Source organism: Bacillus sp. 1735sda2 (assembly GCF_024159245.1).
GTDB lineage: Bacteria > Bacillota > Bacilli > Bacillales > Bacillaceae > Bacillus > Bacillus pumilus_O.
The window spans coordinates 3579888-3596909 of record NZ_JAMYWZ010000001.1 but is presented as its reverse complement, the minus strand read 5'-3'; the positions used below and the strand labels follow the sequence as shown (position 1 = coordinate 3596909).

General features: G+C 39.7%; 19 protein-coding genes. 8 read left to right on the top strand and 11 right to left on the bottom strand.

Annotated elements, in window-relative coordinates:
* Positions 1-36 precede the first annotated feature (36 nt).
* Together NKR21_RS18820 and NKR21_RS18815 are read right to left on the bottom strand one after the other, a co-directional pair.
* Positions 37-2385 carry an FdhF/YdeP family oxidoreductase gene (locus tag NKR21_RS18820; protein ID WP_144455367.1) on the bottom strand — a complete coding sequence of 783 codons (2349 nt, stop codon included), beginning with the start codon at positions 2383-2385 and terminating at the stop codon, positions 37-39.
* Positions 2386-2467: 82 nt separating this feature from the next.
* Positions 2468-3733 (bottom strand): L-lactate MFS transporter, encoded by a 1266-nt coding sequence (locus NKR21_RS18815; protein WP_144455369.1) that lies wholly within the window; start codon positions 3731-3733, stop codon positions 2468-2470.
* 134 nt (positions 3734-3867) lie between these two features.
* On the opposite strand from NKR21_RS18815, the gene fdhD reads away from it, so the two are divergent.
* Together fdhD and moaA are read left to right on the top strand one after the other, a co-directional pair.
* Positions 3868-4656, top strand: coding sequence for a formate dehydrogenase accessory sulfurtransferase FdhD (gene fdhD / locus NKR21_RS18810; protein ID WP_119125490.1), 789 nt, complete (start codon positions 3868-3870; stop codon positions 4654-4656).
* A 10-nt stretch (positions 4657-4666) separates the two neighbouring features.
* Positions 4667-5674 carry a GTP 3',8-cyclase MoaA gene (gene moaA, locus NKR21_RS18805; RefSeq protein WP_012011535.1) on the top strand — a complete coding sequence of 336 codons (1008 nt, stop codon included), beginning with the start codon at positions 4667-4669 and terminating at the stop codon, positions 5672-5674.
* A gap of 253 nt (positions 5675-5927) precedes the next feature.
* Here the strand turns inward: moaA and rpsN are convergent, their stop codons facing one another.
* The 4 genes from rpsN to NKR21_RS18785 form a co-directional block, all read right to left on the bottom strand.
* Positions 5928-6197 carry a 30S ribosomal protein S14 gene (gene rpsN, locus NKR21_RS18800; RefSeq protein WP_012011533.1) on the bottom strand — a complete coding sequence of 90 codons (270 nt, stop codon included), beginning with the start codon at positions 6195-6197 and terminating at the stop codon, positions 5928-5930.
* A 16-nt stretch (positions 6198-6213) separates the two neighbouring features.
* Complete coding sequence (locus NKR21_RS18795) at positions 6214-7410, bottom strand: GTP-binding protein (RefSeq protein ID WP_012011532.1); 1197 nt, start codon at positions 7408-7410, stop codon at positions 6214-6216.
* A gap of 81 nt (positions 7411-7491) precedes the next feature.
* Positions 7492-7641: a 50S ribosomal protein L33 gene (gene rpmG / locus NKR21_RS18790; protein ID WP_003214771.1), complete on the bottom strand. Its 150-nt coding sequence runs from the start codon at positions 7639-7641 to the stop codon at positions 7492-7494.
* Between the two features lie 142 nt (positions 7642-7783).
* On the bottom strand, positions 7784-8206 hold the full coding sequence (locus NKR21_RS18785; RefSeq protein WP_003215041.1) for a DUF5362 family protein: 423 nt from the start codon (positions 8204-8206) through the stop codon (positions 7784-7786).
* 299 nt (positions 8207-8505) lie between these two features.
* Between NKR21_RS18785 and NKR21_RS18780 the strand changes: the two genes are divergently transcribed.
* Together NKR21_RS18780 and NKR21_RS18775 are read left to right on the top strand one after the other, a co-directional pair.
* Positions 8506-8700: a hypothetical protein gene (locus tag NKR21_RS18780; RefSeq protein WP_003215165.1), complete on the top strand. Its 195-nt coding sequence runs from the start codon at positions 8506-8508 to the stop codon at positions 8698-8700.
* Positions 8701-8733: 33 nt separating this feature from the next.
* Entirely contained in the window at positions 8734-9138 is a 405-nt protein-coding gene (locus NKR21_RS18775; RefSeq protein ID WP_012011531.1) for a hypothetical protein, read from the top strand.
* Between the two features lie 45 nt (positions 9139-9183).
* Here the strand turns inward: NKR21_RS18775 and NKR21_RS18770 are convergent, their stop codons facing one another.
* A complete protein-coding gene (locus NKR21_RS18770) occupies positions 9184-9693 on the bottom strand; it encodes a thiol:disulfide interchange protein (protein ID WP_041816008.1) in 510 nt (169 codons plus the stop codon).
* 98 nt (positions 9694-9791) lie between these two features.
* On the opposite strand from NKR21_RS18770, the gene NKR21_RS18765 reads away from it, so the two are divergent.
* Genes NKR21_RS18765 through NKR21_RS18755 form a run of 3 tightly spaced genes read left to right on the top strand, consistent with a single transcriptional unit; the run spans position 9792 to position 12677 of the window.
* Positions 9792-11591, top strand: coding sequence for an ABC transporter ATP-binding protein (locus NKR21_RS18765; RefSeq protein ID WP_144455371.1), 1800 nt, complete (start codon positions 9792-9794; stop codon positions 11589-11591).
* 1 nt (position 11592) lies between these two features.
* On the top strand, positions 11593-12150 hold the full coding sequence (locus NKR21_RS18760; RefSeq protein ID WP_144455373.1) for a MauE/DoxX family redox-associated membrane protein: 558 nt from the start codon (positions 11593-11595) through the stop codon (positions 12148-12150).
* Positions 12147-12677: a TlpA family protein disulfide reductase gene (locus tag NKR21_RS18755; RefSeq protein ID WP_012011527.1), complete on the top strand. Its 531-nt coding sequence runs from the start codon at positions 12147-12149 to the stop codon at positions 12675-12677. The genes NKR21_RS18760 and NKR21_RS18755 overlap by 4 nt, the downstream gene beginning before the upstream one ends.
* Before the next feature lie 234 nt (positions 12678-12911).
* On the opposite strand, the gene NKR21_RS18750 is transcribed toward NKR21_RS18755, so the two are convergent.
* Positions 12912-13421: a GNAT family N-acetyltransferase gene (locus NKR21_RS18750; RefSeq protein WP_041816002.1), complete on the bottom strand. Its 510-nt coding sequence runs from the start codon at positions 13419-13421 to the stop codon at positions 12912-12914.
* A 115-nt stretch (positions 13422-13536) separates the two neighbouring features.
* Between NKR21_RS18750 and spoIIQ the strand changes: the two genes are divergently transcribed.
* A complete protein-coding gene (spoIIQ, locus tag NKR21_RS18745) occupies positions 13537-14433 on the top strand; it encodes a stage II sporulation protein SpoIIQ (protein WP_012011525.1) in 897 nt (298 codons plus the stop codon).
* Between the two features lie 79 nt (positions 14434-14512).
* Here the strand turns inward: spoIIQ and NKR21_RS18740 are convergent, their stop codons facing one another.
* The 3 genes from NKR21_RS18740 to NKR21_RS18730 form a co-directional block, all read right to left on the bottom strand.
* Positions 14513-14860, bottom strand: coding sequence for a P-II family nitrogen regulator (locus NKR21_RS18740; RefSeq protein WP_003214763.1), 348 nt, complete (start codon positions 14858-14860; stop codon positions 14513-14515).
* 18 nt (positions 14861-14878) lie between these two features.
* Entirely contained in the window at positions 14879-16087 is a 1209-nt protein-coding gene (locus NKR21_RS18735) for an ammonium transporter (protein ID WP_012011524.1), read from the bottom strand.
* 193 nt (positions 16088-16280) lie between these two features.
* The gene (locus NKR21_RS18730) at positions 16281-17021 is read right to left on the bottom strand and encodes an amino acid ABC transporter ATP-binding protein (protein ID WP_041815999.1); all 741 of its coding nucleotides are present in this window, start codon (positions 17019-17021) and stop codon (positions 16281-16283) included.
* Position 17022: the final 1 nt, after the last annotated feature.

The window sequence follows — 17022 nt, the reverse complement described above, 5'->3', positions numbered from 1 at the left end:
GGGGATTGTTTTCCCCAGCTGTTTTTTTGTTGAAGATCAATTCAAGGTGGTTTCTAATTCATCAATTCGTTTCTCCACGTAGTGTTGGTCTTTTCTTGCATGAAAGGTTTCGGCTTTTTCTAATATGGCCGCCGTATTATATTCGGGAATCTGTGAGTAGCTCTCATACACACCCTTTGGAATTAAAACGTTCCCTTCTGGCCAATACACAGCAATATTGCCACGTTTCAAATCCCCAAATTGAGCGACTCCTTGGTAGGATCCATATTGATTAAACAAAACAACTGGATCACCTTCTTTGACATAAAGCTCTTTAGCATCATCTTCATTCATCAAGATAGAATGACGCTTCCCACCATTAAAGGCATCCTTTTCGCTATAGATCATGGAATTGAATTGCTTTCCTCTTCTTGTCGTGATATTAAAATGTCCCTCGGTTTTTCGGTATTGAGGCAGCTGGGCAGGAAGAAGATGTCCTTTGCCGTCCGGTGTTGGACACTCTCCGTCTTCACATAGCCAGGCACCTCCCCATTGAAAAACGTCTCCTTTATGACGTAAATGCTGGATGCCATCATAGTTTCGATTTGCGATTGCTATCTCACGGCGAATGTCTTCAGCCGTTTCGAAATGAATCAGCTCAGCATCTTCAGGCCGTACTCTTTTTGCAAGATCAATATAAATATCCCATTCTGCTCTTGCCTCCTCAATCCGAGGTCCTTCAATTTCTGGGCTGAAATATACCATGCGTTCCGTACTAGTGGAAGTACCGCCGCCTGGCTGCTCATATCTTGTCATAGCAGGGAGAACAATTACCGTCTCTTCTGCCTCTACAAGTGTAGAAGTATTCAAAATGATATCTTGATGGACACGGAGTTCAAGCTCAGATAAAGCTTTTTCGATCGCATCCGGATTTGGCATCGTTTCTAAAAAGTTCCCGCCGCTCGTAAACAGCATTTTGAGTTTTTGTGGATGCTCTTTTGGGAGCGCCATTTTTTCAAATGATTGCCCAATAGTGTCACCATGCCATTTCGGAATGTCAAACCCCCAAATCTTTTCGATTCTTTCAATATTTTCTTCATCAAAATCACTGCCCGGCAAAACAAACGGGTCAGCACCCATTTCACCTGAACCTTGAACACCGCTATGCCCGCGAATTGGCATGACACCACAATGTTTTCTGCCAATAAATCCACGTAACATAGCAAGGTTGGCGACCTGTGATATATTATCTGTTGCAAAGCGGTGCTGGGTAAGACCCATGCTCCAAATGAAAACGCCTGAATTGGCATTGGCAAGAAGGATAGCAAATTCCTTCATTCTTTCTTTTGATAAGCCTGAAGACGCTTCAAGGTCTTCCCATTTCAATTGTGCGACATGCTGCTGTAAATCCTGTATGCCGGTAGTATGGGCTTGAATAAACTCATGATCAAGTGCGGAATGGGGCGCGTGTTGCTCCATGTCAAACCAATGTTTGATGACACCATTCATAAACGCAATATCGCCGCCTATATTGACTTGATAGAAATCATCCGCAATTTTTGTGCCGAATAGAGCACTTTCTGGAATAGAGGGAACCCAGTACTTTTCCATGGCAGGCTCCTTGTACGGATTGATGACAATAATTTTGGTTCCTTTCTTTTTCGCCGCATACATATATTTAGTGGAAACGGGCTGATTGTTTGTTGCGACAGATCCCCAAAAAATTAAGACATCTGTTCCGATCCAGTCGTTGTAATTACAGCTGGAGGCTCCTATCCCAAGGGATCGCTTAAGAGCGGTTTTGCTCGGTGAATGACAAATGCGCGACGCATTATCAATATGATTTGTCCCGATAAAGCGAGCTGCCTTTGCAGCGGAATAATAGACTTCATTTGTAATCCCTCTAGCTGTTAAATAGAAAGCGAGCTGTCGTTTATCAATTGATTTGATTTTAGCTGCGATTTGATCTAATGCATCATCCCAAGAAATACGCGTAAAGGCATTGTCACCTTTTTTTCGAATGAGTGGATAAGGGATACGGCCAAGTTTGCGAAGAGTAGTGCTGTCCATTTGTTTGAGCTGTTGAATGTCTTCAAACCATTTTGGATCAATAGCTGGCATTGTATTAAGACGAAGTACATTTAGCCTTGTGGTGCATATATGAGGTCCTGTGAGCGTTTGGTCATATAACCCTGAAACACCAAGGGCACAGCCGTCACACACGCCTTGCGTTAAAATACGATATGCATAGGGGAGATTATCCTTGTTCTCCCACGCCACTTTCATCGTATCTCGAATGTGCTTCGGCTTTACTTTTCCAAGTCCCATAGGCGCAAAAGAGGCCCATAGCTTTGGTGAGGGTTTTTTATTAAGTTTTATAGGCCCCTTATGTTTTGTTTTCCCCATGATATCATCACCCTCCTATTACTTTATAAAGCGTTTTCATATCTAAAAATTACCTTTAGATTGTGATTCTGTCAAATTCAAATTAAGGCCGGGATGAGACAGAAGAAGTAGTAGTAAGGTTTGTTTCTCTAAGCTGCTGAATATCCTTCCGTATGAGAAGAGATATGATAAAAGCGATGAAAAATAAGCCAGAGAACACCATCAGACTTTGCGTGTAGTTACCTGTTATATCCCGGATAAAGGATGAAAATAAAGGTCCTACTAAACCAGCAGCTGCCCAGGCTGTCAGAATATAGCCGTGTATGGCACCAAGTTGTTTCGTGCCAAATAAATCACCAATATAAGCTGGGATTGAGGCAAACCCTCCTCCATAGCACGTATAAATAATCGCCATCACGATTGAAAAGACGAGCGGTTCCTTTAAATAAGGGAGTAAAGGAAAGGCAATGAGCTGAATACTAAAGAAGATTGTATACGTATTCGGCCTTCCGATATAATCTGAGAAAGAGGCCCAACCAATCCGTCCTAAACCATTAAAAGCACCTAAAATGCCAACAAGGGTAGCTGCAGCACCTGCAGTGAAACCAACACTTTCTTGAGCAAGAGGCGATGCTACTGAAATAATGGCAATCCCGCATGTGATATTAATAAAGAGCATGAGCCACAAATAATAAAAACGTCGTGTTTTGATCGCTTCATTTGCTGTAAGCTGTGATAAATCCTGAGGGATTTTTCTTTGATTTGTTTTTAACACCTCAAATTGTTTGACGTCATCAGGTGTTGGTGGTGATAAATAAAGAGATGAAATCACCATGATCATAAAATAGGAAATTCCAAGAATGTAAAAGGTATTTGCGATATCTACTTTTTCAATGAGATATTGGATAATTGGGCTGCAAATAAGAGACGCAAACCCAAAACCCATAATAGCTAAGCCAGTTGCAAGTCCTCTTCGGTCCGGGAACCATTTCACTAAAGTTGATACAGGTGCAATGTAACCTACCCCTAATCCTATTCCAGCGAGTACACCATAAAATAAATAGAGGAGAGGGAGTGAGGACATGTGGACAGCGAATCCTGACCCTGTCATTCCAATACCAAAGAAAACGGCTGAGAAGAGTCCTGATGCCCTTGGACCATACCTTTCAACGAAATGCCCCATGAAAGCTGCAGATAATCCTAAAAATAAAATAGCAATACTGAAAGTCAGGCTTATTTCTGTCAATGACCACTGAAAAGCTTGATGTAAAGGATTCGTAAAAACACTCCAAGCGTAAACAGACCCAATAGATAAATGAATTCCCACAGCACTTGTTGCAATGAGCCAGCGATTTTTCGATTTGTTCATTTTGTTCCCCCCATATAAAGCAATCAAAAAGTTTGATAAGATAGAAATATGTTACATTTTTATGACTTTTTAAAATAATATCACAATTTGATTGGTTCATATAACTAAATTTGTGCTGAAAGGAAGATCATACTATGAATCCTTCTGTTAAAAAGAAACGAGTTATTCACCAATACCGTGAAGGTCAATTTACTTGCAAAACAGATGAAGTTGTAGAAGAATTTCCTTTAACTGTGATCGTGAATGGAGAGGAATTTGTAACACTTGTTTGTTCCCCAGATCATTTAAAAGAATTGGTGATCGGTTTTTTAGCTTCAGAAGGCGTCATTCGATTTGAAAATGAGATTAAAAGGTTTACAATAGATGAAAGTATGGGCTTTGCCTATGTTGATTTAGTTCACTCAAGCGGATTTCAGTCATCAGATTTTACTAAGCGGGTGATTGGTTCTTGCTGTGGGAAAGGGAGGCATTTTTATTTTCTCCAAGATGTGAAAACAGCAAAAACAGCCATTGATCGAATTAACATTTCTGCTGATACTTGTATGCGTCTAATGAAATCTTTACAAGAAGAAAGTCAATTGTTTCAACATACTGGTGGCGTGCATAATGCTGGACTGTGTGATACAGAAAAGCTATTCATCACTAGAACTGATATAGGAAGACATAATGCATTAGATAAAATCTATGGATACTGTTTACTTCATCAAATTCCGCTTAGAGATAAAATTCTTGTGTTTAGCGGCCGGATATCATCAGAAGTTCTGTTGAAGGCAGCAAAACTAGGAGTGTCGATCGTCATCTCAAAATCAGCACCTACTGAGCTGGCACTTAATATGGCAGAAGAATTAAATATCACAACAGTTGGATTTGTCAGAGGAGAATCTTTTAATATCTACACCCACCATCAGCGTATAACAGAATAGGAGGCAAAGTATGGACAGTATATTGGATAAGAGACATCGACCATTGCGCGATTTAAGAATATCAGTAACAGATCGCTGTAACTTTAGATGTACGTACTGTATGCCTGCTGAAATTTTTGGACCAGATTATCCTTTTTTGAATAAAGAAGAGCTGCTTAGTTTCGAAGAAATTGAACAGCTTGCTACCCTTTTTGCAAAGGACCTAGGTGTGGTCAAAATACGCATCACAGGTGGCGAACCCTTATTGCGAAAAGATTTGCCTATCTTAATAGAAAAGCTCTCAAACATTCCAGGAATCGAAGACATTGCTATGACAACAAATGGAACACTTTTACCTGTATATGCTGATAAGTTAAAGAAAGCAGGTCTTCAAAGAGTCACCATTAGTTTGGATTCATTAAATCCTGACCGTTTTAAGCAAATGAACGGAAGGAATATTTCTATCCAAAAAGTGTTTGATGGGATTGAGGCTGCAAAAAAAGCAGGACTTGCTATTAAGATCAATATGGTTGTTCAAAAAGGTGTGAATGATCAGGATGTTTTGCCAATGGCAGCTTACTTTAAAAAAGCAGGACATGTTCTCAGATTTATTGAGTTTATGGATGTCGGAAATACGAACAAATGGAATCTAGAGCATGTCATGACAAAAAAAGAAATCATTGGTCTAATTGACTCAACATTTCCCATCAAACCAGAACCTCCTCAATACCCAGGAGAAGTAGCCAACCGATTCTTTTACCAGGATGGTTCAGGAGAGATAGGCATTATTTCTTCTGTTTCAGATGCTTTTTGTGGAACATGTAATAGAGCGAGGCTTTCTGCTCGCGGTGAATTGTTTACATGTCTTTTTGCATCATCGGGTTTTGACCTGAAGCGGGTGATTCGTTCGACAAAAGATAATGAAGAAATAAAGAACATATTGAAGGAACTATGGTCGAATAGAGATGATCAATATTCAGCCGAGAGAGAGCAAAAGAAAGATCAGAAAAAAGTTGAAATGTCATACATCGGTGGGTAGTGACAACAAAGTATCATGATCATGATTTTTTGAAAAGTAGAGAAAATGTCATAATCATGATTGAAAATCCTTTTATAGAAATAGGTCTATTCATCTTAGAATCCTATCATGATCAAAAACCAGCAGAGATTCTGCTGGTTTTTAAAATGTTATTTTGTGGCTCAAAAATGTTGAAATAGGCCTAGAAAATCGTTTTTTCAACATTTTTTACTGCTTTACTTTTATAGGAGCTGTGATAAGATCAACTCAATCTTTACCAACTCGATTTTTTCACTCCTGGAATGTGGCCCTTATAGGCAAGCTCACGAAAAGCAATTCTAGACATTTTAAATTTTCGTAAGTAACCTCTAGGGCGACCGGTTAATTCACAGCGGTTTTTTAAGCGGGTAGGGGAAGAGTCTCTAGGTAATTTCCGTAAAGCTTCATAGTCACCTTGTTCTTTTAACTCTTTTCTTAATTCAGCATATTTCAATACAAGCTGCTGCCGCTTTTTTTCTTTAGCAATTTTAGATTTCTTTGCCACTTAAAACCCTCCTGACTTAATGTTGGATTTTCCATTGAAAGGGGTCTTCAAACGTAGTCCAATCTTGATCAAATTCCTCATGTGTGAGTAAGCATTGATCAAGTGTGCGAATGATATCTGCTTTAGGTAAATCTACACCAATAAACACAAGTTTTGTATGCCTGTCACCAAATTCTGCGTCCCACTCATCAAGAAGCTCTGGTTCTTGCTTTAATATCTGTGCTTTTTCTTGCTCAGGCAAGGCAGCAATCCAGTAGGCAATTGGTTCAATCTGAACAGATTTTCCAGCCTGTGAAATTAAAATGGTTAAATCATGATGTGTGGCAAGCCATGTAAATCCTTTAGCGCGAACGATTTGCTCTGGCATCTGATCTAACCAATGATTTAACCTGCTAGTATGGAAAGGAAGTCTTCTTTCATAAACAAAGGATGAGATGTTGTATTCTTCTGTTTCCGGCGTATGCTGAGAATGCCCAGCGTTGATTTCTTTAATCCAGCCAGCAGAAGCACTGGACTTTTCAAAGTCGAATAAACCAGTATTTAAAATGTCACTTGGCTTTACTTGCCCTTTTGAGGTTCTGATGATAGATGCTTCTGGTTGAAGTGTTGTCAGCACATGCTCAAGTCGGTCTAATTCTGAGTTTGATACTAGATCACATTTATTGATAATCAGTACGTCACAAAATTCAATTTGATCAATCAGTAAATCGGAAATTTCTCGTTCGTCATCCTCGGAAACGGCTTGTTTACGGTCTAATAGACTTTCTCCTGACTGGAAGTCGGTCCAGAAACGATTCGCATCTACAACAGTGACCATCGTGTCTAGACGGCAAAAGCGTGTTAAATCGATGCCCATTTCTTCATCTATATAAGAGAAAGTTTGCGCGACTGGAATCGGTTCACTAATACCTGTAGACTCAATGACAATATAATCAATATGACCAGTCTTACATAGGCGCTCTACTTCAATTAACAAATCTTCTCTTAATGTGCAGCAAATACAACCATTAGATAATTCAACTAGCTTCTCATCTGATCGAGAGAGCTCACCGCCTTGTTTGACTAGTTCTGCATCAATATTAATTTCGCTCATGTCATTAACAATCACAGCTACTTTTAACCCTTTACGATTTTGTAGTACATGATTTAATATGGTTGTTTTTCCAGCTCCTAAAAAACCGCTTAATACTGTAACGGGTATTCGCTTATTCATTTCCTTCTGTCCCTTTGCCAACGATCATGTTCATTTCCGCCTCTCTTAAAAAGTAATGATTACGATTTGTAGTCTAAAAAATTATTTTGTTTCTCTATGAAGGGTATATTTCTTTAACCGAGGAGAATATTTTTTTAACTCCAGTCGATCCGGATTCGTTCTTTTATTCTTTGTTGTGATATAGTTTCTGTCACCAGTTTCCGTACAGGCTAAGGTAATTTTCACACGCATCAGTAATAGGGCCCTCCTTTAATTCGTAATGGTTACGATTTGTATTTTAAAATGATCACGAAAGAATGTCAAGCTTTGTAGGGTGATCATGCAAAATGATCAAACAACAGGGGTATCGAATGTTCATTGATACCCCTCTCGATTAATAAAAGTCACCAAGCTCTTCTTCGTATTCACCTTCATATTGCTGAATGTCACTAGGAATTTCTTGAAGAAATGCTAGACCGCCTAATATCAGCATCAGGATAATGGCGATGAATGAGAGAATGGCTGCGACAATACTTGATATGGCAAATAGCGTCTGCATTTTCATCATCTTAGCATATTGTTCTAATAACTCTTCGTAAGAAGTATCAGGAGCTTGAATTAATTGTTCAGCTGCGTTTACAGATTTTTGTACATGGATTCCCATCATAATGAGGAAGACGCCAAGTGCAGCAGGAAGAACAAGCCAAAAGCCAATAAGAATAGCTAGGCCGCCTGAAATATAGAGAAATATACTACCAACTTTTCCCCACTTTGTGATCGAATGAAGAGATTGAATGATTTTCTCAGTTTGTTGCAATGATGTTCACTCCTTTATGTATTCACTCTTTATCATACTTGAGCAGGTAGTACTTTAGGAAGAGTGAATGTAGAACAATTTTTAAAAATTTCTATCTATACTTTACTATTAATGGATAAATAAATTATCTTCGAATAAGAAAAAAGTAACATTTACCATGAAATTTAACGACAATTTATGTCAAAAATAAGATTAGTAGTTAAAATTAATTAGTAAAATTATCAAAATATGTTGTTAGTTGTCTTGTAATTGGTTATTATTGTGTTGTATTACCATAAAAATTGGAAGGTGGAATTCATATGTTAGATCGTTTTTTAAACAAAATGACCAATGTTCAACCTGCAGCTTCAAGATGTATTTTGCAAAAATTAGTCACTTCATGCAAGTCAGCACCAACTTGTTTCCTTCAAGGTGTTGGAACTTTCCGTTACTACGTGGATCGTGATACAGGTGAGATTTGTACTAGCCAAGAACGCATTAGATGTGGCTGCTAAATTCAAGGATTTTATTTAATAGGATGTGAACGCATGAGCATATCTTCAATCTCATTCTTAACAAATGCTATGCAGACGTCAAACAGTCGTCAAGCGAGTCAACCATCCAATTCTTTTTTAAACCAAGCAGCGAAAATTGTTCAAGGCGACCATTCTCCAGAAGAGAGAAAGGCATTATTTCAACAACTGACCCTAGTTCAGCAAGGAAAAGATTTAGAGCTTCATGTGTCTAAATTAAAGGAACTAGAGAAAGAGGTTCAAAAAGAATTGTCTTCTTCGTCCGTTACTGTGAATCAACATGGTGACCAAGTAGATATTTCAACTGAGGCTCGCAGTGAGTTTGAACAAGCTGAGGAACAAGCCACAGCTTCAAGTGAAGCTGGTGAAATTGCCGCAAGGGAAAAGGATCAGGATGTTCAGGTAGATCCAAAACAATAAAAAAAGAGGCATGTGTTTTTTGATCTTCACATGCCTCATTTATGTTTATTTTTCAAACAACCTTGAATAAAGACCATCTGGAAAAGGGGCTGCATATGAAATTGTTTCATCTTCTTCTACCATGATGTAATATGGAAATTCTTCAATCTGGAATATGTTAGTCATTTGTTCGTCCACTGAGATAATTCGCATGTTGGTTTGGTTATCACGATATAATTCTTGATCCTCTTCTTTCCCATTCTTTAGCAAAATACTAAAAGGAATGTCTAGTTCACGCTGCTTTTTCGTTTCTAAGAATTGTTCCAGCGATGGGATGCAATGCGGACATGCTGTGTCAGTGAATATAAGCAACTGTTGCTTGTGATTGTTTTGCAGTAAATCATTCATTTGAATAGGTGATGGTTTTTCGAGTAGCGGATGAACAAGTTTTTGTCCAACATGATGGACTGGTAAGATGATTAAGTCCATCTCGTGTTTTAGATAGATCATGATTCCGATCGTCAATAAAAGGCTGCAGACAATAAGAGTTAACTGTAAAAGTAAGATTGAAGTCATCGTATATCGTCCTCTCAGAGTGAAGTTACGCAGAGCTATCATAATATAAATATCAAAAATATGTCAATTATACTAAATGGTGTAAGGTGGAGCGTTTGATGAGTACAGTGAACCATTGTTTATATGCAATCTCTTATACTTGGAAAAGAAGTCGATCATATCTTCTGTTAACTCTATTCATCCAAGTGATCGTTGGCTTAATGCCTTTGGCTAGTGTCTGGATTATTCAAACATTGATTAATGAAATTATTTTATTTATGACTTCTTCTGGAGACATCCAAAAGGTTTTATGGTTATTTGGATTGCAAATGGTCATTGTGGTTTTAGGGTATGGGCTTCAATTCATTCTTCAGCTTAGTCAGCAGAAAGCGACAAATTTGATTGGTTTGCATTTGAAGGGTGAATTACTTCAAAAGGCGATCAGGCTTCCATATATTACATTTGAACACCCGTCTTTTTATAATGAAAGTCAACGTGTGATGAACAGTCATCAGCATGTTCTGAGTATGGTTAGAAGTATATTTACAATCATGAGCGCATTGATTACTGTTGTATCACTTCTCATTTATATGATTGGTATCCATTGGGGCTTGGCGGTTATTCTGATCTTATGTACTCTGCCTGTCTTATGGATTGAGCTTTTCTTTGGAGGCGCACGGTATCAATTAAACCGGATGTTAACGGCCAATGATCGAAGAGAAATGTATGTATCCGACCTTGTTGCACAGAGAGATTCATTGAAGGAAATCCGTTTATATGGAGTTGGAAATTATCTTCTTCAAAAGTGGAAAGGTCATTATGTAAAAAGTGCAGATGAAAAATATAAATTACTAAAACGTCAGGTTCGCTGGGAGATGGCAGGCGGATTGCTTATGACATTTGCCTATGTGTGTTGTGGTCTTTTTATTGTCTTTCTTATCTTTCAAAAGAAATTAGCTGCGGGTACTTTTGTCGCTGTACTCCAAGCTGTGCAAAATATTCAAAGCGGTTTTCAAGATTTGACGAGGGAATGTTCTAGTTTATATGAAACGAGTCTCTATATTGATGAAATGAGAACTTTTCAAAAGAGAGAAGAAGAAATTGATGAGCAGACAGAGGGAGGGGCATCGCTTAGGAGGATTGAAGGTATTCAGTCCATTACGCTTGAAAATCTCTCTTTTACCTATCCGAATATGAAAACGCCTGCTATTGAACATATACATTTTCATATCGATAAAGGGGAACGCATTGCATTGGTCGGGGATAACGGATCAGGTAAGACGACCTTGATTAAATGTTTAACCGGTTTATATGATCCAGACAAGCCGAATATGCAAAAGGTCAATGGTGAATTGATTTCGACCATTTATAAAAAATCATATCATGCAAGAATGGCTGTCCTTTTTCAAGATTTTATGAAATACGAATTCACTGTGAAAGAAAACATTGGGTTTGGCCGTATCGACGAAATAGATAAGGGAGAGCGCATGATTACAGCTGCTCGGCAAGCAGGCATAGAGAAAAGAATTCATCAAATGGAAGAAAGATACGATGCGCAGCTTGGCCGTTTTTTTGAAGAAGGTCATGAACTGTCTGGCGGACAATGGCAAAAGCTTGCGATGGCGAGGACCTTTTTTAGAGAAAGTGATTTTATTATTTTAGATGAACCGACTTCTGCTCTCGATCCACTATCAGAGATTTCACTCATTCGAAAGCTTTTCGATCATACTCAGGATCAAGGGGTCTTATTTATCACACACCGTATGGGAGCGGCCCGCTTAGCAGATCGGATCATCGTGATGAAAGATGGTGCTTTCGTTGAAGAGGGGAACCATGAAGAGCTAATGGCGCTAGATGGAGAATACAAAAGGCTTTACGAGGCACAATCCCAACTATTTCAACAAAAGGAGATGGCGTAAGGTGAGTGCCTTTTATTTTATAGGTGTCTATTTATTTGGAATCATCTTTGCAGGTGCATGGATTGATAAAGTGAGCAAACAAACGGCGCATATTCAGCAGATGAATGCATATCGATTGCTGCCACGTACGCTCACGGCGCCCGTGTTTTATTTGTTTTTAACTGTTGAATTGGCTTGTACGGGCTTATTGTTCGTGTGGAACATGTCTCTTGTACCTGCGATTGGTCTAACCGCGCTTTTATGTATTTATACTGGAGCGGTCACCTTGAATTTATTGAGAGGACATCGTAACATTTCATGCGGCTGTGGAGGTTTGCTTGAAAATGACCATCTTCACTGGGGAATTGTGATTCGTAATGTGTTGATGCTGGCTCTTGTGATTGGGTTGTTTTATGTACATCCCCATGTAGAAACAATTCCGTGGACTTTTCATATTATTTGTTTTCTCATTGCAGTGGCTGTCTGTTTGATTATAGCGGTGGGGAAAACAATCATGATGTTCAAAAGAAAATGGGTGAATCAATTTGAATCGTTTATAGAAGGAGACCAAGTGAAATGACTGATATTCTACTAATTATTGTGTTACTCATTGTCATTGCTCAGCTGGCAGTTGTGTTTTTGCTTGCTCGCTTTATCGGAAAATTTATGAGTAAAATTAAATCCTTTGATGGGATTGAATTAAAGGAAGCGGATATTGGTGATGCTGCGCCGTTATTTCGTAGCTATACACATTCAGGGAATAAGGTCATTTTAAAGGAGTATTTACAGAACGGAAGAGCCGTGATGCTGTTATTTGTAAATACCACTTGTATGACATGCAAAAGCATTTTGTCTGATATGCATCAGCACATCTCTAACGATGATACTCAATTCATTTTCATCAATGGCGATGAACAAGGAGATGATGGATTGCTCCTTCAATTGCTGCCAGATCATGCTGTGTATGTGCGCTCTTCGCAAATCATGGAGCTGTATGGGGTAACTGTAGTTCCGCAAGCGATTTTGATAGATGAACATGGTATCATCCTGCAAAGAAAAGCTGTTCAAAATGTGAAACAGTTTGAACAGCTGTTACACGCATCATAAAAAAGCGTCTCTTTGTTGGAGAGACGCTCCAGCGTGTAGACAAACCCTCGCATTCGGTGTCAGTCCTGCGTGCTGGTGCTCACGAATGTCAAATTCGCTCCGCGCCAGTACTCGTCCTTCCTAGAATTCAAAGGTTTTCTATCACGCTGAAAAGGAGACAAAGGGCTAAAATCAAGATCATTTTAGCCCTTTGTCAACAATCTGAAGCGTCTTTTTGTTGGAGAGACGCTCGTTTTATAATTCTTTTCCTAGAATGTCTAAATCGTATCTGCTGCCGTCCATCTCTGCGATGCGTGGCAGGTGACCCCATGTCTCAAAGCCGTGCTTTTTAAATAATCGAATGCTGGCTTCGTTGTGCCCGAAAATAAAGGCGAGTAACGTTCGAATGCCTAGTGAAGGTGCCAACTCAATGGCCTCTTGTAAAAAAAGTGACCCTAATCCTTTTCCTCGGTAGTCTTGGTTTAAGTAAATACTCATTTCAACGGTTCCGTTGTAGGCAGGTCTTCCATAAAAGGTTTCAAAGCTGAGCCAGCCATAAATATGACCATCCTCATCCGTTTTCACATAGAGAGGTCTTTTCTCTGAATGATTCAAAAACCATTGCCGGCGGTCTTCAACTGAAACTGGTTCTGTATCGGCGGTTACTTCTCTTGAAGCAATGGTCGAATTGTAAATATCAACGATTGCTTTGAGGTCATCTTCTGTTGCTATACGGTTGAAAGTTTTCACAATAAAGTCCTCCATCTTTTTTCATTCATCATACATATTATTGATGCGATTGCGCAAAATAAAAAGAAAAATGATTTCGTGTGTATATATTTTTTGAAAAGTGTTCAGAATGTTGCTGAGGTGATGAAAAATGAGAGAGGAAGAAAAGAAACGTACTTCCAAAATCACAAAAGTTCAGCAATTTTTCCGTAAGCGCTGGGTATTCCCTGCAATTTACTTGGTCAGCGCAGCGGTCGTGTTAACAGCCGTTCTTTGGTATCAAGCTGTATCAAAAGATGTGAAAGACCAACTATCTGATGGAAATCAAACAGGGCAAGAACAGCGTGATGATGCCGTTGAAGTTGGAAAGCCAATTGAAAATGTTGCCATGCCAGTCCAGAATTCTGATAATGTTTCTGTCGTGAAAAAGTTCTATGAAGCAGATGCTGATCAAAAAGAAAAAGAAGCAGCACTTGTAAACTATAATAACACCTATACCTTGAGCAAAGGTATTGATCTTGCAGACAAAGATGGCAAAGTGTTTGATGTCACAGCTGCTCTTAGTGGAACAGTGGTTCAAGCGAAAAAAGATCCAGTTCTCGGTCATGTCGTTGAAATTGAACATGAAGATGGATTATCGACTGTTTACCAATCGTTGTCACAAGTGAGTGTTAAAGAAGGCGATGAAGTGAAGCAAAATGATGTCATCGGTGCTTCTGGTAAAAATCTTTATGGTGCTGAAAGCGGCAACCATGTGCATTTTGAAATTCGTATGGAAGGTTTAGCGCTTAATCCACTTAGCTTCATTGACAAGCCTGTTTCAACTATTGAAAAGGCCGCACAAGAAGTGACGGAAGAAGCAAAAGAACCTGCTCAGCCAAAAGCTGATGAAAAAACGAAGGAACCTGCTGCTGAAGATAAGGTCAAAGAGCCTGCTGGAGAAAAATCTGAAGAAAAGTCTGATGAGAAGGGGAAATCCTCTGATCAAGAAAAGTCTTCTGATTCCTCTAAAGACAGCAGTCAATCTGAAGAAACAAAACAATCTTAAGTCTTGAAACCTCTGTATATGAATCATGCAGAGGTTTTTTTCTGTCTTAAAAAATCCCCCGCACTTGGCGGAGGATGGTTTAAAGGGCGGCAGGTCCTTCTTCACCTGTCCGAATGTTGATTGTATTTTCTATCTCATATATAAAAATTTTCCCATCCCCTGGTTCGCCTGTACGAAGTACCTTTTGAGCTGTTTCAACGACCTGTTCAACAGGTACTTCGCTGAGGACGATTTCAATCTTTAAACGTTCGTACACATTGCTTTCCTTTTTGACGCCGCGATATAACTCTGTATGTCCCTTTTGTAAACCGCAGCCGTGTACATTCGAAAAGGTAATGGAAGTGACACCAATCTTTCCAAGCTCTACCTTTAATGTTTCGAAATTGGCTGGACGTGTGACAATCTCCACTTTATACATTTTGCTCATAGAGACACCCCTTTTTCTTTAATCTTGATAAGCTTTTTCCCCATGCATGGTTAAATCAAGACCCACTGATTCTTCTTCTTCGGTTGCGCGAATCTTAAAGAAGAGATTCACCACTTTGATGATCACGTATGTCACAACAGCTACAAAAGCATAGGTGGCCACAATAGCGACGACTTGCTTCCAAAGTAAGCTAGGATCTCCATAAAATAAGCCATTGGCTCCGCCGTCATTGACAGAGGTTGTTGCGAAAAGCCCTGTTGCAATACCTCCCCAAGTCCCGCCAATTCCGTGAAGTCCGAATGCATCTAGTGCATCGTCATAGCCAAATTTGGCTTTGAGCGAGAAAACTCCCCAGAAACATACGATGCCGCCGATAATTCCGATAATAATAGAAGCAAAAGGTGTGACAAAACCTGCGGCAGGTGTAATTGCCACAAGACCTGCGATGCCTCCAGATATTGCGCCGAGCATGGTCGGTTTTTTGTTGATCATCCACTCGACTAACAGCCAGCCGATGATTCCCGCAGCCGCAGCAGTATTGGTGTTAATAAAGGCATACATGGCGACACTGTCTAAGGTAAGGGCACTTCCAACGTTAAAGCCAAACCATCCGAACCAAATGACAGCTCCGCCAAGAAGAGTATAAATCAAATTGTGAGGGGAAGAGCTTGCTGCTTCTTTACGCTTCCCGAGCACAATCGCTACAACTAGACCTGCCACACCTGATGAAATGTGAACCACGTTTCCTCCAGCAAAGTCGAGCGCACCCATTTCGCCAATCCAACCGCCTCCCCATACCCAGTGTGCGACTGGCGCGTATACAAATGTGACCCAAAGGAGTGTAAACACGACGACCGCTGAGTAGCGAATTCGTTCAGCAAAGGCACCTGAAATGATGGCTGTTGTTAAGACGGCAAAGGTCATTTGGAACATCATAAACAATGAATGTGGGATCGTCTCACTGTAGGAACCAGGTTCAAAGCCAACGCCTTTTAGTCCAACCCAGTCTAAGCCTCCGATCCATGCATTGCCTGGTGCGAAAGCTAAGGAATAGCCAAACAAGATCCATACGATAGAAACGATCGCTAGTGAAGTTAAGCTGTGCATGGTTGTACTTAAGACGTTTTTACTTCTCACGAGTCCTCCGTAGAATAAGGCTAAACCCGGTGTCATTAACCACACGAGTAGTGCGCAGAAGAACATAAATACTGTATCACCCATTTGCATGCTGCATTCCCCCTGAATCATTCAGAATTAATTGATTTCTTAATTCTTCATTATAGAGAGAAAAGTCATATATAACATATTCATGTAAGTTAATCTTACATGGTTTTTGGTTATATTCAATATAAATGGATGAAAAGTTCGTGAAAAATGAGAAAAAACATACATTGAGCATGAAAAATAAAGGGCGTTTGACCTATAAAATGGAGCTGAGAAACAGCTTGGTTCGTTCCTCTCGAGGAGAATCGAACAATTCTGATGGGGTGCCTTCTTCAACAATACGACCTTCGTGCATATAGACGACACGATCGGCAACTTCTTTCGCAAAGCCCATTTCATGTGTGACGATCACCATCGTCATGCCTTCTTTTGCGAGACTTTTCATTGTTTGCAGTACCTCGCCTACAAGCTCTGGGTCGAGGGCAGACGTAGGTTCGTCAAATAACATGACATCTGGTTTCATGGCGAGTGCTCTTGCAATAGCCACACGCTGCTTTTGACCGCCTGATAGTTTAGAAGGGTATACATTGGCTTTATCCGCAAGTCCGACCTTTTCTAACAGGACATTGGCTTCTGATACAGCTTGATTCTTTTTTGTTTTTTTCACCATAACAGGCGCCTCGATGATGTTTTCAAGCACAGTTTTATGCGGAAAGAGGTTGAAATGTTGAAACACCATGCCTATTTTTTGCCGCATCTCGTTTAATTGATCGCGTTTTGGGTGAACTGGGCTGCCATCAATGATGATTTCCCCATCATTTTTGATTTCTAAAAAGTTCATACAGCGGAGCAAGGTGCTTTTTCCAGAGCCACTGGCACCAATTAAGACGACCACATCATTTTCGTAAACAGTGAGATCAATATCCTTTAAAACATGCAGTTCTCCGAAGTGTTTATTGAGTTTTTCAACACGAATGAGTTCCTTTGATTCTGTCATG

Bases quoted from the DNA above. Each gene is read 5' to 3' on its own strand.
- NKR21_RS18780 (WP_003215165.1), top strand. From the start codon at position 8,506: ATGTTAGATCGTTTTTTAAACAAAATGACCAATGTTCAACCTGCAGCT.
- NKR21_RS18730 (WP_041815999.1), bottom strand. From the start codon at position 17,021: ATGACAGAATCAAAGGAACTCATTCGTGTTGAAAAACTCAATAAACAC.
- NKR21_RS18755 (WP_012011527.1), top strand. From the start codon at position 12,147: ATGACTGATATTCTACTAATTATTGTGTTACTCATTGTCATTGCTCAG.
- NKR21_RS18795 (WP_012011532.1), bottom strand. From the start codon at position 7,410: ATGAATAAGCGAATACCCGTTACAGTATTAAGCGGTTTTTTAGGAGCT.
- NKR21_RS18765 (WP_144455371.1), top strand. From the start codon at position 9,792: ATGAGTACAGTGAACCATTGTTTATATGCAATCTCTTATACTTGGAAA.
- NKR21_RS18820 (WP_144455367.1), bottom strand. From the start codon at position 2,385: ATGGGGAAAACAAAACATAAGGGGCCTATAAAACTTAATAAAAAACCC.
- NKR21_RS18770 (WP_041816008.1), bottom strand. From the start codon at position 9,693: ATGACTTCAATCTTACTTTTACAGTTAACTCTTATTGTCTGCAGCCTT.
- spoIIQ (WP_012011525.1), top strand. From the start codon at position 13,537: ATGAGAGAGGAAGAAAAGAAACGTACTTCCAAAATCACAAAAGTTCAG.
- fdhD (WP_119125490.1), top strand. From the start codon at position 3,868: ATGAATCCTTCTGTTAAAAAGAAACGAGTTATTCACCAATACCGTGAA.
- NKR21_RS18740 (WP_003214763.1), bottom strand. From the start codon at position 14,860: ATGAGCAAAATGTATAAAGTGGAGATTGTCACACGTCCAGCCAATTTC.
- NKR21_RS18750 (WP_041816002.1), bottom strand. From the start codon at position 13,421: ATGGAGGACTTTATTGTGAAAACTTTCAACCGTATAGCAACAGAAGAT.
- moaA (WP_012011535.1), top strand. From the start codon at position 4,667: ATGGACAGTATATTGGATAAGAGACATCGACCATTGCGCGATTTAAGA.
- NKR21_RS18815 (WP_144455369.1), bottom strand. From the start codon at position 3,733: ATGAACAAATCGAAAAATCGCTGGCTCATTGCAACAAGTGCTGTGGGA.
- NKR21_RS18735 (WP_012011524.1), bottom strand. From the start codon at position 16,087: ATGCAAATGGGTGATACAGTATTTATGTTCTTCTGCGCACTACTCGTG.
- NKR21_RS18775 (WP_012011531.1), top strand. From the start codon at position 8,734: ATGAGCATATCTTCAATCTCATTCTTAACAAATGCTATGCAGACGTCA.
- rpmG (WP_003214771.1), bottom strand. From the start codon at position 7,641: ATGCGTGTGAAAATTACCTTAGCCTGTACGGAAACTGGTGACAGAAAC.